Source organism: Hydrogenobaculum sp. (assembly GCF_049967395.1).
In the GTDB taxonomy this organism is placed as follows: Bacteria; Aquificota; Aquificia; order Aquificales; family Aquificaceae; genus Hydrogenobaculum.
On record NZ_JBMFST010000012.1, the window covers coordinates 16997 to 31791 of the forward strand.

General features: G+C 37.0%; 12 protein-coding genes and 1 tRNA gene. 1 reads left to right on the forward strand and 12 read right to left on the reverse strand.

Features of this window, described 5'->3' with window-relative positions; genetic code table 11:
- Positions 1 to 15 precede the first annotated feature (15 nt).
- The 12 genes from ACP5S8_RS03005 to ACP5S8_RS03060 all read right to left on the reverse strand — a co-directional run bounded on the left by ACP5S8_RS03005 (position 16) and on the right by ACP5S8_RS03060 (position 14344).
- Entirely contained in the window at positions 16 to 2481 is a 2466-nt protein-coding gene (locus tag ACP5S8_RS03005; RefSeq protein WP_461875630.1) for a CBS domain-containing protein, read from the reverse strand.
- Complete coding sequence (gene polX, locus ACP5S8_RS03010) at positions 2462 to 4192, reverse strand: DNA polymerase/3'-5' exonuclease PolX (protein WP_461875631.1); 1731 nt, start codon at positions 4190 to 4192, stop codon at positions 2462 to 2464. Before polX ends, ACP5S8_RS03005 begins: the two co-directional genes overlap by 20 nt.
- A 24-nt stretch (positions 4193 to 4216) precedes the next feature.
- Positions 4217 to 4780, reverse strand: coding sequence for a DUF4337 domain-containing protein (locus tag ACP5S8_RS03015; protein WP_461875632.1), 564 nt, complete (start codon positions 4778 to 4780; stop codon positions 4217 to 4219).
- Entirely contained in the window at positions 4780 to 5388 is a 609-nt protein-coding gene (locus ACP5S8_RS03020; RefSeq protein WP_461875633.1) for a pentapeptide repeat-containing protein, read from the reverse strand. The genes ACP5S8_RS03015 and ACP5S8_RS03020 overlap by 1 nt, the downstream gene beginning before the upstream one ends.
- On the reverse strand, positions 5385 to 6284 hold the full coding sequence (locus ACP5S8_RS03025; RefSeq protein WP_461870900.1) for a 2-oxoacid:ferredoxin oxidoreductase subunit beta: 900 nt from the start codon (positions 6282 to 6284) through the stop codon (positions 5385 to 5387). The genes ACP5S8_RS03020 and ACP5S8_RS03025 overlap by 4 nt, the downstream gene beginning before the upstream one ends.
- Before the next feature lie 22 nt (positions 6285 to 6306).
- Positions 6307 to 8130 carry a 2-oxoacid:acceptor oxidoreductase subunit alpha gene (locus ACP5S8_RS03030; protein WP_461875635.1) on the reverse strand — a complete coding sequence of 608 codons (1824 nt, stop codon included), beginning with the start codon at positions 8128 to 8130 and terminating at the stop codon, positions 6307 to 6309.
- A 129-nt stretch (positions 8131 to 8259) separates the two neighbouring features.
- Positions 8260 to 10176: a pyruvate/oxaloacetate carboxyltransferase gene (locus tag ACP5S8_RS03035; protein ID WP_461871005.1), complete on the reverse strand. Its 1917-nt coding sequence runs from the start codon at positions 10174 to 10176 to the stop codon at positions 8260 to 8262.
- Between the two features lie 12 nt (positions 10177 to 10188).
- A complete protein-coding gene (gene accC, locus ACP5S8_RS03040; RefSeq protein ID WP_461871004.1) occupies positions 10189 to 11607 on the reverse strand; it encodes an acetyl-CoA carboxylase biotin carboxylase subunit in 1419 nt (472 codons plus the stop codon).
- A gap of 4 nt (positions 11608 to 11611) precedes the next feature.
- Positions 11612 to 12028, reverse strand: a complete 417-nt coding sequence (locus tag ACP5S8_RS03045) for an OsmC family protein (RefSeq protein WP_461871003.1) — start codon at positions 12026 to 12028, stop codon at positions 11612 to 11614.
- A 15-nt stretch (positions 12029 to 12043) separates the two neighbouring features.
- Entirely contained in the window at positions 12044 to 13309 is a 1266-nt protein-coding gene (locus ACP5S8_RS03050; RefSeq protein ID WP_461871002.1) for an NADP-dependent isocitrate dehydrogenase, read from the reverse strand.
- A 62-nt stretch (positions 13310 to 13371) separates the two neighbouring features.
- Positions 13372 to 14064, reverse strand: coding sequence for a biliverdin-producing heme oxygenase (locus ACP5S8_RS03055; protein ID WP_461875636.1), 693 nt, complete (start codon positions 14062 to 14064; stop codon positions 13372 to 13374).
- Between the two features lie 4 nt (positions 14065 to 14068).
- Entirely contained in the window at positions 14069 to 14344 is a 276-nt protein-coding gene (locus tag ACP5S8_RS03060) for a hypothetical protein (protein ID WP_461871000.1), read from the reverse strand.
- Positions 14345 to 14614: 270 nt separating this feature from the next.
- Here ACP5S8_RS03060 and ACP5S8_RS03065 point away from each other — a divergent pair.
- Positions 14615 to 14687, forward strand: a tRNA-Thr gene (locus tag ACP5S8_RS03065).
- Positions 14688 to 14795: the final 108 nt, after the last annotated feature.

Genomic DNA, 14795 nt, shown 5'->3' on the forward strand with positions numbered 1-14795 from the left:
CATCTTAATATTATACTATAAACTATAAATTTTGTCCATCTCAATTAATTTAGATTCTTCAATAACTTTTGAACGATCAGCCGGTGGTATAGAACTTATGTCTATATTTGGTTTTAGGTTTTTAAGATGAGAGAGATATTTTACTATACGGTTCATAACATCTACATTTCCTTCTGTGGCAAAAAGGGCTAGCTCCTCCAAATCAAAAGGTTTTAAGATAATATACAACTCTGATGGTTTTTTGGCTTTTAGTATTTGCGATATATGTTGTTTGACATTTATGTTAACAAATTTGTAAACAAACGCCGGGGCGCTTACACCTTTTAATATATTTTCTAAAGAAGGGGCATTTTTTACCAAAAGCCAAAAGAATATCCAAGAGGCCTCTTTAAAAGGATTTTTGTATTCTAGCAAATACCAATCGGAAAACATTTTGAGGTTTTTAGATTTTTCTTCTATGTAAAGATAATCTGGTTTGTATTCAAACAAAGATTCTATAATGCCGTATTTTTTGTAAGCTTCGAAAATATTTTCAAATTCTTTTTCTTGAAGGGCTATTTTTAGTTCGTTGAATATCCTGCCTTTTGGAGCGTATTTTAACATACCCTTTTGCAAAGCCTCTTCTAAAAGCCTTTTGGTGTCTTTTGAAAGTCTAAAGTTTAGCTTGGCTTCAAACCTTATAGCCCTTAATATTCTAACTGGGTCTTCTATAAAGCTAAGCGGATGCAAAACCCTTACAATTTTATTTTTTATATCGTTTAAAGCCCCAAAATAGTCTATTACAGTACCAAAATCCTCTTCATCAAGAGAAAGAAGAAGCGTATTTATAGTAAAATCTCTTCTAAACAAGTCCTCTTTTAAAGACGCTTTTGATACCACTGGGTAAGCACCGGCCGTTTCGTAATACTCTCTTCTGGTGCTTGAAATTTCTATTTTAAAACCCTTGTACTTAAAATGAACGCTGTTAAAACCTTCAAACCTGTGGGTTTTTATGCCCTTTTCTCTTAAGGCGTTTTCTAATAGATCTATGTCACCTTCAAAAACAAAATCAATATCGTAAGAAGGCCTATTTAAAATGATATCCCTTACTACTCCACCTACTAAATAAAGCTTTTCGCCTTTTGGTATAAAGCTTTTAATATCCATGACAATATCAATCATATAAGATGGTATGTTTATATGCTTCGTGGAAATCTTTTGCTCTTCATCTTCGGTGATATGCCTTATTAAGTCTGATTTTGTTATTATTCCCACTAGCTTTCCCTTCTCATCCAATATCCCTATCATAGGTGCCAAAGGGTTTTCTAAAAATACTTTCTCGGCTTCCCAAATAAAATCGTTTTCTTTTAAAAGCGGTATACTTATCAAAAGCTCTTGCACTTTGCTTTCCTTTGAAATATCAAGAGCCTTCGCCAATATCTTTTTGGTAATAGCACCCATCACTTGCTCATTCTCATCTAAAACTGGGGCTTTTGAGATTTTGAAGTTTGAAAGCGTGTAAAAAGCCTCTTCCACGTTCATATCTTTTTTGAGAGTGAGCGGATTTTTTGTCATGATATCTTTTAGCGTTATCTTTGGGTTTTCTCCTTTTAAAAGCTCCAAAATTATACTTTTTAACTTTTTAGAAGATACAAAATTAAGCTTTAAACCAGAAGCAAGCTTATGACCGCCTCCTCCTAGTTTTGATAAAATATTTTCTACATCTATGGTTTTTGACCTTGCCACTACATAGGTATTTGTAGAAGAAGACATAATGACAAAGTAAGCATCAAGATTTTCAAGCTCCTTTACATCTTTTAAGTTCTCAATTACACTTTCTTGAGCCCCGTCAAGCACTATAAAACCAATTTTTTTCTGGTTTATGTTTAAAATCTCCAAACTCTTTAGATATTCTTCTAAATTAATCAAGTCTTTTAGGCTTATGTAAGATTTTACGTATTTATTTACAAACTCTACATCAGCACCCTTTTTTATAAGATAAGAAGCGACTTCAAAATCTCTTGGACTTATAGCCTTTATAGAAAAATAATTAGTATCGTCGTATATTCCACAAAGCAAGATAGATGCATCTTCTTTTGATATAGATACATCTTTTTTTATAAGATGCTCTACTATAAGTGTAGTACAAGCCCCAAGGCTTTCATCTATGTGAGCTTCTAAAAATGGCTCTTTTTCTATATGCTTTACATGATGGTCAAAAAGCGTTATTTTTCTAACGTTTTCTTTTTTTAAAAGCTCAAAGACAAAATCCAAAGAGGAAAAATCCACTGTAAAAATATGTGTATTTTTCAATCCTTCTAAGGAGTTGATTGTTTGAAATTTATCTTTTATATCATCGAACAGTTTTTTGGCTTTTGGGCTAAAAGATGTGTAAAAAAGCTTTGCGTCTTTTTCTAAAAGAGATAAACCGTATATAGAAGAAAGGGCATCTAAATCGGCATTTGGTGGGAGTAAAAGTATCTTAACGCTTTCTTCTGACAAATGCTCTTACCTCTTCTAAGGGCTTTGTATTTAGGACGCGTTCTTTTAAAGCCCAGCCTCTTCTTGCAAGTCCTACGCCCACTTTCATAAACTGAAGATGAGAAGAAGAATGAGAATCTGTCACTATGCTTATCGTTACCCCTCTTTCTACAGCGAGCCTTATATTGTCTGGGGACAAATCAGCCCTCGGTATATTTAACTCTAAAGCTGTGTTTGTGTCAAGGGCGGCTTTTATAACCTCTTCCATATTTAAAATATATCCATCTCTATATCCGTAATTTTTTCCAGTGGGATGTCCTATTTGATTTACGTATTTGTTGTGGCAGGCTTTTAAAACGCGCTTTGTGTTGTCGGTGTTAGGTGACATGTGAGAATGGATAGAAGCTATTACGTAGTCAAACTCTTCCAAAAAGCTGTCTGGTAAGTCCAAAGACCCATCTTCTAAGATATCCACCTCGCACCCTCTTAGTATAGTCATGTCTTTGTATTCTTTTTGGACTTGTTCTATCTCTTTCCATTGGTTTCTAAAACCCTCTTCATCTAAGCCACCTGCCACTCTAAGAGATTTAGTATGATCTGATATTACGATATACTTGTATCCAAGCTCATAACATGTTTGTACCATTTGCCTTAAAGAAGCTTTGCCATCCGAATAAGTGGTATGCATGTGAAAATCGCCTTTTATATCGTCGTATCCCACTAGTTCTGGTATTATGCCTTGCATAGCAAGTTCAATTTCCCCTTTATCTTCTCGTATCTCGGGTGGTGGCATTACCATACCCAAAACGTTGTAAATATCTTCCTCTTTTTCTCCGCCAAGCCTTTTACCAGAAGATATTTCAAAAATACCGTATTCACTTATCTTATAACCTTTTTCTTTGGCGATATCTCTTATTTTTACGTTGTGCTCTTTGGAACCTGTAAAGTATTGAAGGCCTGAACCCCATTCTTCTGGTTTTAAAACCCTTAGATCCACCTGTTTTGAGTTTTTAAGAAGAATAGAGGTCTTTGTTTCACCGCTTCCAATAACTTGTTCTATATCTTTATAGCCCTTAAAATACTCGTGTACCTTTTGAAAATCTTCTTTTTTGGCAGATACTAGTATATCTATATCCCCTATGGTCTCTTTCATGCGCCTTAAAGAACCAGCCACCGATATGTTTATTATCTCTTTGCAACCCTTCATGTAGTTTAATATATCTTGAGCCAAAGAGTAGGCTTCTGTTATAAACATCCTTTCTTTTGATTGTTCAAAAAGCTTTATACCTCTTTTTATATTTTCTATCTTTTTGGGACCAAAGCCTTTTATGGTCTTTATCCTCGGGTCATCTAAAGCTTTTAAAAGTTCTTCCTTGTTTTTTATACCAAAAACATCGTAAAGGGTTTTAAGAGTTTTGGGTCCAATACCTGGAGCATCCATAATCTCTAATAGCTCTTTGGGGACTTTCTGCAAAAATTCATCGTGTTTTTTGATACGTCCGGTTTTTAAATACTCTTCTATCTTTTCTAAAGAAGATTCTCCTATACCGTGTATTTGGTTTGTGGTAAGGTACTCTTTTAGCTCTTCTACGCTTTTTATATCCTTATCTATTTCAAAAAGAATATCTGCCACTTTTTGATAGGCAAGGACTCTAAATCTATTTTCCCCCAAAAACTCCGCCGCCAAAGCCATTTCTTTAAACAGTTTAGCTATGTCTTTAGTAGATGCCATAAGATGTATTATACAACGTTTTTATTAGAATGCTATGTTGTATAGGAAAAGCCCAAAACCTATCAAAGCGGATATCAAAGAGATGTAGAAAAACTCTTTTCTTCTGGTAAGGGCTGAAACCGATGCCACAGCGATACCTATTTGTAAAAGAAGCTGTGCTATCATAAACATATGATGCTTTTCGTAATAATGTTCGCTTTGAATGGTTTTTTGCTCTACTTGTTTTTCTAAGTCTTTGGCTTTTTTCATTATCTCTTCTTTTTGGTTTTTGTATTTTTTTATATATTCTTCAAACTTTGGATTTTCCTTTATATAGTTTGCTATTGTATACATATGGTATCTCATATCTTTAGCTTGGTAGTAGTTCCAAAGATCAGTAGCTTTGTTTTGCAAAAGCACCGCATCGTTTTTTGCCACTATGGTTTTTGTGACATATATTTCTGATTGCATACTCACAAGACCGCTTAGCACAGCCATTATGGTAGTAGCTAAAGATACCCACAAAAGCCATTTCTCTTTAGCTTTTTCTTCTTTTATAGTTTCTTCTATAAGCTCTTTGGCGTGCTCTTCAATAGGACTCTCTTCCATCAATCAACCCCTTCTGAGTTATATTCGTCTAGTGGATGGCCTTCTGAAGATATGCCACCCCAAGGTTTTTTGCCGTAAAATACAGCATCTATATCTTTTATACTTTTTAGTATAGAGTTTTTAAAATTAACGCTTCTTAAATCTGTATTTATAAAATCTATATTTTCTAATATGCTTTCTTGAAAGTAAGTACCTTTTAGTATAGCATCTTTAAAATTTATACCCTTAAGACGTGTATTTAAAAACGAAGCGTCAAGTATTTGAGCTTTTTCCATGTTGGAGTTTATTATATCACAATTTATAAATTTTGTAAGACCCATAAAAGCATATTTAAAAGAGCAGTTTTCAAAAAAGCATTTGTCGAAGTTAGTCCTTTGAAAATTAACCCTATCAAAGATGCAGTTTACAAACTTACAATTCGTAAAATCTGCCTCTGGTATAAAACACTCTGTAAAGTCTACATCTTTGAAGGTAATATTTTTAAAACTAGCGCAGGTGAATGTAGAAAAGCAAAGGCTTAAGCCCTCAAGGCTTAAGCCCTCCAATACCTCATTTGAAAAGTCGCATTCTGTTAAATCCTTCGTTTTTATCTTTTCTAAAAAGTTCATACAGGCAATACTTTACACTCATCTATAAAAACTTGAGGGTTTATATCCTTTGAAGCTTTGTATTTGGTTTTTACTTCTTTTACCCTATCTTGATAAGTGGGCTCTTCTTTTTCGTAGAAAATACCTATAGGTACTTTGGCGGAATCGTTGTAATAATGCTCTAGGTCTTTCATAGCTAACTCTAAAGCTTTTTGTAAGTTATCCAACTCTTTATGGCCTTGTTCGTTTATATCTATAGTCTTATCCTTATAGTATTTAAAGGTATCAACTTTATTGTAGGTAGGACATGGAGATATAATGTTTACAAAACTAAAACCCTTATGGGATATAGCCTTCTTAATAATTTCGCTCATATGTTTGAGGTTGCCAGCGTAAGTTTGTGCCACAAAGGTAGCGCCAAAAGTAAGCATGTAGGATATAGGATTTACAGGCTTATCTATAGAACCAAAAGGTGTTAAAGAACCGTAAAGTCCTTCTCTTGAGGTAGGTGATATTTGATTTTTTGTAAGACCATACACTTGGTTGTCCATACAAAGTACCGTTATATCTATGTTTCTTCTAGCCGCATGTGGGTTATGACCAGAGCCTATAGAAAATAAATCCCCGTCCCCAGCTTCTACTAAAACAGTAAGGTCTGGGTTTGCAAGCTTTACACCTATGGCAGTAGGTATAGCTCTACCATGAAGTACGTGCATACTGTAGTTTTTCAAAAATAAAGGTGCTCTCGATGAGCATCCTATACCAGACACAGATACTACGTTTTCCGGTTTTATTTTAAGCTCTGCTAAAGCTTTTGTAATGGCGCTTATAACACCAAAATCCCCACATCCTGGACACCATGTAGGCTCGATATCACTTCTATAATCCGCTGGTTGAAGCTCCAATTGTTGTTCCATAAAACCTCCTTAATTTAAACTTTCAAATTAAACCGTACGCTTTTTCGCCGTAAACATGCTCAGGAGTAAACCTTCCTTCTGTTATCTCCTGATTTTCCATCAAAAAGTCAACTATATCCTCTATTTCTTTTGGTATAAATGGCTCTCCTCTGTATATGTTGTAAGATATAGGTCTTATGTGTGTTCTATCTTTTACAACAGTAGCCAGCTGTCCATAATAGTTGGTTTCTGGTATTAGTATACGTTTTGAGCTTTTAGCAAAAAATTCAAAAACATCTTCTTTCACCGGCCATAAAAGCCTTGGATACATCGCGTTTATCTTGAGCCCCCTACTTCTTAATCTTTGAACGGCTTCTTTTGTGATGGATGCTGTGAGACCCCATGTTATTATGCCTATATCGGCGTCTTTATAAGGAGCATCTATTTCTATAAACCTATCGTAATCCTCTTCCAACAGTTTCTCAAGTTTTTTAAAACGTTTGTTCATTTGATAGGTTCTTATATCTGGTCTATTTCTTGGGTCTGAATTTTCTTGCCTTTCAAGGCCTGTTATAGCGTGTATGGCGTTTGGATCTCCTGGAATACCCATAGGAGTAATACCATCTTCTGTAAACAAGGCGTATCTTAAAAATCTTCCGTGTCTTATAAACTTTTGCTCTTTATCTTCTTCTGACTTATAGATAAGCCTATTTACTATGTTTAACTTGGACAAGTCTGGGGTTGGGAAAGCCTCTGCCCTTAGACTCATAGCGGCATCTGTAAGCACTATAACTGGCATTTGATATTTCTCTGCCAGGTTAAAAGCCTCAATAGACATGTAAAAGCTATCTTCCACAGAGATTGGAGCTAAAACTGCTCTTGGTATCTCACCGTGAGAGCCATATACAGCATGGTATAAGTCCCCTTGTTCGTGTTTTGTGGGCATACCAGTGGCTGGACCTACCCTTTGGACATCTACTATAACCACAGGAGTCTCTGTCATACCTGCATAACCTATGAGCTCTGACATTAGCGAAAGACCTGGTCCTGATGTGGCTGTCATGGCTTTTACGCCGGCAAAAGAAGCACCTATAGCCATAGCCAAAGACGCTATTTCATCCTCCGCTTGGTAGAGCCAACCATCCTTTCTGATTAAATCTTCTACTATATAATTTCCAACGGACGTAGCAGGCGTTATAGGGTAAGCTGCATAAAACTCACAACCAGCGGCTATACAACCTTTTGCCACAGCTTGATTGCCTTCCATAATTACTACATCTTTTAAGCCTATAGGTGGTGGAAACTCAAAACCGTCTTTTTTAACAAGGTTTTCTTTTACATATTTCATACCAGCTTCAAGAGCTTGATAGTTCATGTTTACTATTTTTTCACCTTTTCTAGAGAATTTAGCCTTTATAGAATCTTTTAAAGATTCAACCGGTATGTTGAAAAGACCTACCAAAGCTCCTAAGGCTACTATGTTTTTGGTGATGTAGGCTTTTATTTCATTTTTTGCTATATCAGAAAGAGGTACCGGATACATAATAACTCCATCATGCTCTTCTGGTTCAAAATCTGAAGAATCGTAAACAAGCACTGTGCCGGGTTTTAAATGTTTTTTGTTGTAAGCGTAAGCCTCAGCGTTAAAACAGCATAGAATATCAAACCCATCGCCTGTACTATACAGCTTTTCGTCTGATATCCTAACAGTGGAATTCGCATAGCCACCTTTGATTTCGGCGGGAAAGCTCTTAAAGTTCACAACATGATAACCAGATCTAACAGCGGCTTCTGTCAAAAAATCTCCAGCAGAGATTACACCTTCTCCACCTTCTCCACCAATCTTGATTACAAGGCTAAAACTCATAAACACCTCCTAAATTAGTTAGTACTTAAAAACAACTTTCACACTAGTTTACAAAATAAATATATACTTACAAAATCATTTAAAAACACTTACAATCATAAAGCGCGCCGAAAGGCGCGCTACAATCTCTTAAGCTGGTTCTATCCTTACGATAACTTCGTCTGGTGTGATATTTTCTCCTGGCTGAGCGTATATTCCTTTTACAACACCGCTTATAGGTGCATGTATTTCATTTTCCATCTTCATGGCTTCTACTATAGCCACCGTTTGACCTTTTTCTACCTTATCACCTTCTTTTACCAAAATCTTTGAAACTTTACCTGGCATAGGTGGTACTGCATCACCTTCTTTTTCTGGTCTTGGTCTTGCGCTACCAGTTTGAGCTGGCTGGCTACCTTGCTTAGCTTGTCCTGAAACAAGAGCTTCTGCTATAGGATAGAGCTGTATCTCTTCAAGCTTTCCATTTACTCTTACATAGTATTTCTTTGGTTTGCCTGGTTCTTGACTTGGAGCTACACCTTCTACTTTGACTTTGAATTTATCACCATGATAGGTTATATCAAACTCTACTGGGGCCGCATTTTCAACGGTACCTGGTTTTGTTTCCACTATATCGGCGGTATCTATGGCTATGTCTGGGGTTAGCTCGCCGTTTTCTCTGGCTTTTAAGAATTCCATAGCCTGCATTGGGAATAGCACGTAAAGGAGTATATCTTCTTCTGATTTTGCCAAAGGACCAAGCTCTTGCACAGCCTTGTCCCAATCGTTTGGATCCGCCAAGTCTCCTGCCCTTATGTCAAACTTAGGCTCTTTTCCAGGACCAAGTATCTTTTCCACAAGCTCTTTTGCTATTGGGCCTGGCGGTCTTCCGTATTTGCCCTCTACATAATCTCTAACTTCTTTTGTGATAGTTTTATACCTTTCACCGGTAATTACGTTTAGAACCGCTTGTACGCCTACTATTTGAGAAGATGGTGTGAGAAGAGGAGGATAGCCAAGGTCTGCTTCTACGTGAGGCACTTCCTCTAAAGCTTCTTCCATCTTATCGGCAGCGTTTGCTTCAACGAGCTGAGCCACCATGTTAGATATCATGCCACCAGGTATTTTGTGTATAAGCACTTTTGCATTTACACCTGCGTACTCGGTTTCGTATTTTCTATATTTTCTCTTTATCTGTCTTGTGATTTCAGCAAGCTCATCTAAAATCTTTAGATCTATACCAGTATCGTACGGCGTACCTTGTAGGGCTGCTACCACGCTCTCTGTGGCTGGGTGCGATGAACCAAAAGCCAAAGGTGATAAAACAGTATCAAGCATATCAACACCAGCCAAGACGGCCATCATGTGGTTCATAATAGCGGTACCACTCATATCGTGGTTATGTAGAAGCACTTTTATCTTATCACCAACTTTCTTTTTTATACCTCTTATAATGTTGTAGGTATCAAGCGGCATCAATATGCCAGTGGCATCTTTGAAAGATATCCAATCTGGCTCTAAATCTATTAGTTCATCGGCGTAAGCCATCCACTTTTCCAACGTATGCACTGGGCTTTTAGTATAGCTGATTTCAGCGTGCACTTCACCGCCAAACTCTTTTATAGCTTTGCAAGCAACTTCAATATTTCTATTGTCGTTTAAAGAATCAAACACTCTAAACACGGTGATACCGTTTTTTATGGCTTTTTCTACAAACTTTTTGACCACTTTGTCAGATTTTGGTTTGTATCCTACTATATTTTGACCTCTAAAAAGCATTTGAAGTTTCGTATTGGGCATCACCTCTTTTATACGTCTTAGTCTCTCCCATGGGTCTTCCTTTAGATATCTAAGACAAACGTCGTAAGTGGCACCTCCCCACACTTCTACAGCGTAAAAACCAGCTTTGTCCATCTTTTCACAAAGAGGAAGCAAATCATCTGTTCTTACTCTTGTGGCAAGCTTACACTGTTGACCATCTCTTGGTGTGAGGTCCGTAATGAGAATTTTTTTTGGCGGTGCTACTTCAAGGTTTTGTTCTTGCAACATTTGTTCGATAAGTTTCATAGTTTAACCTCCTTATAATCCGTGATATGAAGCTATAGCTGCACTTATAAAAGCTACAAAATCTTCTTTATCTTTTGGCTCTTCGTAATCAAACACTTGTGGGTGTTCTTCCAAATACTTGGTGGTAAAGTATCCATTTCTAAAATCTGGTTCTTCTACAATCTTTTTAATAAGAGGTATCGTGGTTTTAACACCTTTTATTTCGTAAGTGTCTAAAGCTGCCTTTGTCCTAGCCAAAGCCTCTTCCCAAGTCCTACCCCAGCATATTAATTTAGCTATCAAAGAATCATAGTAAGGTGTAACTTCGTAACCCACAGAAGCGGCACTTTCTATCCTAATGCCAAATCCACCGGGCACATAATATCTTTCTATAGTGCCTATGCTTGGAGCAAAGTTTTTCTTAGGGTCTTCTGCGTTTATACGACATTCTATAGCATAACCATTAAACTTAACATCTTCTTGTTTTATTTCAAGCTTATGACCTGCTGCTATCTTTATTTGCTCTTTTACTATATCAACACCGGTAACTCTTTCTGTCACAGGGTGTTCTACTTGAATACGGGTATTCATCTCTATAAAGTATATGTTTCCTTCTAAATCCGATACAAACTCCATAGTCCCGGCGCTGTAATAGCCTATCTCTTTGGCAGCCTTTGCCACTATTTCACCGTAGTGCTTTCTCTTTGCCTCGTTTAATACCAAAGAAGGGGCTATCTCTATAAGCTTTTGGTTTCTTCTTTGGACAGAGCAATCCCTTTCTCCTAAGTGTATAACGTTTCCATACTTGTCTCCTAACACTTGAAACTCTATGTGTTTGGGATTTTGAATGTATTTTTCTAAAAGCAAATCACCTCTTCCAAAAGCTTTCTGAGCCTCAGAGTAGGCTGCTTCATAGTTTCTTTTAAGCTCTTCTTCATCTTTACATATCCTAATACCTCTACCGCCACCACCAGCAGATGCTTTTAAAAGCACCGGATAACCTATTTCTTTGGCTATTTCTACAGCTTCTTCTACAGATTTGAGTATACCGTCGCTTCCGGGCACCGTTGGGACCCCAGCTTTTTTCATAACCTCTTTGGACCTTGCCTTATCACCCATTAGGGCTATAACTTCAGCAGAAGGTCCTATAAAGGTTATACCGTTTTTTTCACAAAGCTCTGCAAATCCTTCGTTCTCTGCCAAAAACCCGTATCCTGGATGTATGGCATCTGCACCCACAGATTTTGCCAAGTCCACTATCAGTTGGGCGTTCAAGTATGTGTCAAGAGGGTTTGCTCCTATCATGTAAGCCTCATCGGCCATTTTTACATGTCTGGCAGTAGGCTCTACTTCAGAGTATATCGCTACTGTTGGTATATCAAGCTCTTTTGCGGCTCTTATAATTCTACAGGCTATTTCACCTCTGTTGGCTACCAATATCTTTTTAAACATAGGCTTACCCCTTTTCTATTTTGAAAGTATAAGATATAGGTGCTACTTGATTTATCATGTAGGCTATGCTACAAGTTTTGTTAAGGGCTGTCTCTATAGCTTCTTTTACGTCTTGTTCTGTGAGGTCTTTACCTTTTATTGTAAAATCTAGATAAATCTTAGTAAATACTTTTGGATACGTATCTTTTCTTTCGCTGTCTGTGTTTACTACTATATCTTCCACATGTTTGCCAGCTTTATGAAGAGCTTCATATACATGAATTCCCATACAACCGGCTATAGAGTGAAACAAAAGCTCTGGAGGCCTTACACCTCTTCCTTTACCACCCACATAACCAGCGGCGTCTATGGGAACCTCTATACCAGATTCCCCTTTACCTATGAAGTGAAAATCTTCCTTTTGTCTTACAGTAAGCTTCATCTATCACCTCTCAAATCAAAGTTTATCAATTTCATCAACAATGGCATCACCAAACTGAGATGTAGTTAAAGCTGTAGCCTCTACACCCATTTTTTTGAAACCTGAAGCGATATCTGGTGTGCCTTTTTTCTGGTTTATCACGCTTTTAATAGCTTTATATACAAAATCAGCAGCTTCTTTAAAGCCTAAATACTCAAGCATCATAGCCCCAGAAAGCGTAATAGAAAGGGGGTTTGCCATGCCTTTACCAGCTATGTCGTAAGCGGTCCCGTGAGTGCTTTCAAAAAGTGCATACCCATCGCCTATGTTTCCACTGGGCACATAACCAGGACCACCCACCAAAGCAGAGGCTAAATCCGATATGTAGTCGCCGTTTAAGTTTTGGGTAATTATAACGTCGTAATAATCTGGGTTTAACACAAGCTGCATGAGCATTTGGTCTGTGATAACTTTGTATAGCTTTGCCTGTCCTTCTTTTGGCTCTCCTTCTGTGATGATTTTACCTTCAAACTCTGGTTCTTTAGCCACTTCAAAAGCCCAGTTCATAAACATGCCTTCTGTGGCTTTCATGATGTTGCCTTTTCCCGCCACCGCTATATGCTTTTTATTGTTTTGAAGAGCGTATCTAAAAGCCTTTCTTACGTGTCTTTTGGTTTTAAACTCTGACATTGGTTTTACGGTGATACCTGCATCTTCTGGTATAGCATCTTCTGATACGTTCATCTCTTTTACAAAAAACTCTCTTACTTTTTTAAAAGCATCTGTCTTTGGCATATACTCTATTGCCATATATACGTCGTCGGAGTTTTCTCTAAATACCGCTACGTTTACTCTTTGAGGGTTTGGTATAGGGGATGGTTGTCCCATCCAATAAACTGGTCTTATGGCAGAATAAAAATCCATAGATTGGCGCAAAATCGCGTTCAAAGATTTTCCACCTTTTCCAACCGGTGTCCCAAGAGGCCCTTTTATGCTAACGACGCTTTGTTTTAAAAGTTCCAAAGTCTCCTTTGGCATCCTATCAAGGCCTTTTTGTTCTGCCATATCTCCCGCCAACACTTCTACCCAATATATCACTTTAGAGCCGTTGTAAGCTTTTGACATAGCTTTGTTAATTACCTTTATCATTTGAGGTGTTATTTCAGGGCCTATGCCATCTCCTTGGATAAAAGGTATTATAGGGTTGTTTGGAACTTCCAACGTTTTATCGGCTTTTAACTTGATAAAAGAACCCTCTTTGGGTATACTAACCTTAGAATCGTACCAGCATACGTTTTCCATCAAACACTCCTCAAAAAGTTGTCATAAAATATTAAATAATCTTATAAAAAAAGTCAAGTATTTTATACAAATTTTATTTTTTCGTAAGCTCTTACAAGATAGGGCTTCTCTATTTCATCCGGGTAAGGGACTGGCCTATTAACCTCTCTGAAAAAGTTCACGTTGTACAAGAAAGCTAGGTTAGCCTCTCCTATAATAGCTTTTATCTGCTCATCCGTTAAATCCAACGTGTCAAGATTAGCCCTATAGCTTTTTTTAAACTCCATTATATCTTTTATTTTATCAAATTCATAAAACCTTGTGCCTTTACCATTTTGCAAGTTTAAGGCGTTTCTTATCATATCTTTTATCATTTGACCACCGGATAAATCACCCATGTATCTTACGTAAGCGTGAGCTATAAGAAGCATAGGCTCATGTTTTGCTACATATTTTATTCTTGATATGTATAGTTGTATAGCCACCGTGGGATATATTTGCTCAAGGTAGTTTTCTCCAAAGTAAAACTTCAAATCTTCTATGATGTGGTCTTTTCTGAAAAGCTCCGGATAATAAATCTTAGATACGTAGGGGTTGTCTTTGTTTTGCTCTATAGCCTCTTCTAAAGTAGTGTATATATAATAATGGCCCGCTGTTATCTTCTTCATATCTTCAAAAGTGGTTTTGGCCTCTTGCATGTCCTGAGCCACAGTAGAGCTATCAGCCATGCTGTGTATATCCCAAATTCCTTCTCTTAAAAGCTTAGAAAACCCCATAACATCACTCCTCATCTTTGTAAATTTCTACCAAAAGCTGGTCTTTCAACTCCTGAACTACTATTATATGAGTATTGTAAATAAGCGGTTCTTTTTGTATGACATCAAGTTTTTTGTTGGCATAATAAACAGTAGCACCTTCTGGTACCACCCCTTTAAACTCTTTCATAGGATATGTTTTTACCATACCCGGTTTGCCTTTGTATCCATAACCAAGCCCCATTATAAAACTGGCAAATTTAGACATCTTACCCTTTGGACCCATCGGAGGCATCATCATAAAAATCTCCTACAATTGAATATTTTAATTATATAACATTTTTTAAAGTTTGCCACCTCTCGAAAAGCTTGAAAATTTATATAAAACTTACCAAGCAACGACAAGTCTGCCACGGCCTACAAGTCTACCACGATTCACAAGTCTACCACGATTTACAAGTCTACCATGGTCTATAAGTCTACCGCAACCAAACCTCATTGTCATTGCTTAGAGCACTTTTTTAAGATATTGACAAGATTGTTTTTATTTGATATAATTTAGTTTTATTTAGCTAGTGTAGCTCAGTCGGCAGAGCACGTGATTTGTAATCACGAGGTCGTGGGTTCGACCCCCACCACTAGCTTTTATTCAATCTCTAATATTCCTTTGAAAATCCTTGATAATCAATTAAAAGCTTCTTTTTTATTATATAAATATCTTTACGCGTAATTTGTGAATTTTATTATGCATA

Bases quoted from the DNA above. Each gene is read 5' to 3' on its own strand.
- polX (WP_461875631.1), bottom strand. From the start codon at position 4,192: ATGGCATCTACTAAAGACATAGCTAAACTGTTTAAAGAAATGGCTTTG.
- ACP5S8_RS03015 (WP_461875632.1), bottom strand. From the start codon at position 4,780: ATGGAAGAGAGTCCTATTGAAGAGCACGCCAAAGAGCTTATAGAAGAA.
- ACP5S8_RS03020 (WP_461875633.1), bottom strand. From the start codon at position 5,388: ATGAACTTTTTAGAAAAGATAAAAACGAAGGATTTAACAGAATGCGAC.
- ACP5S8_RS03025 (WP_461870900.1), bottom strand. From the start codon at position 6,284: ATGGAACAACAATTGGAGCTTCAACCAGCGGATTATAGAAGTGATATC.
- ACP5S8_RS03030 (WP_461875635.1), bottom strand. From the start codon at position 8,130: ATGAGTTTTAGCCTTGTAATCAAGATTGGTGGAGAAGGTGGAGAAGGT.
- ACP5S8_RS03035 (WP_461871005.1), bottom strand. From the start codon at position 10,176: ATGAAACTTATCGAACAAATGTTGCAAGAACAAAACCTTGAAGTAGCA.
- accC (WP_461871004.1), bottom strand. From the start codon at position 11,607: ATGTTTAAAAAGATATTGGTAGCCAACAGAGGTGAAATAGCCTGTAGA.
- ACP5S8_RS03045 (WP_461871003.1), bottom strand. From the start codon at position 12,028: ATGAAGCTTACTGTAAGACAAAAGGAAGATTTTCACTTCATAGGTAAA.
- ACP5S8_RS03050 (WP_461871002.1), bottom strand. From the start codon at position 13,309: ATGGAAAACGTATGCTGGTACGATTCTAAGGTTAGTATACCCAAAGAG.
- ACP5S8_RS03055 (WP_461875636.1), bottom strand. From the start codon at position 14,064: ATGGGGTTTTCTAAGCTTTTAAGAGAAGGAATTTGGGATATACACAGC.
- ACP5S8_RS03060 (WP_461871000.1), bottom strand. From the start codon at position 14,344: ATGATGATGCCTCCGATGGGTCCAAAGGGTAAGATGTCTAAATTTGCC.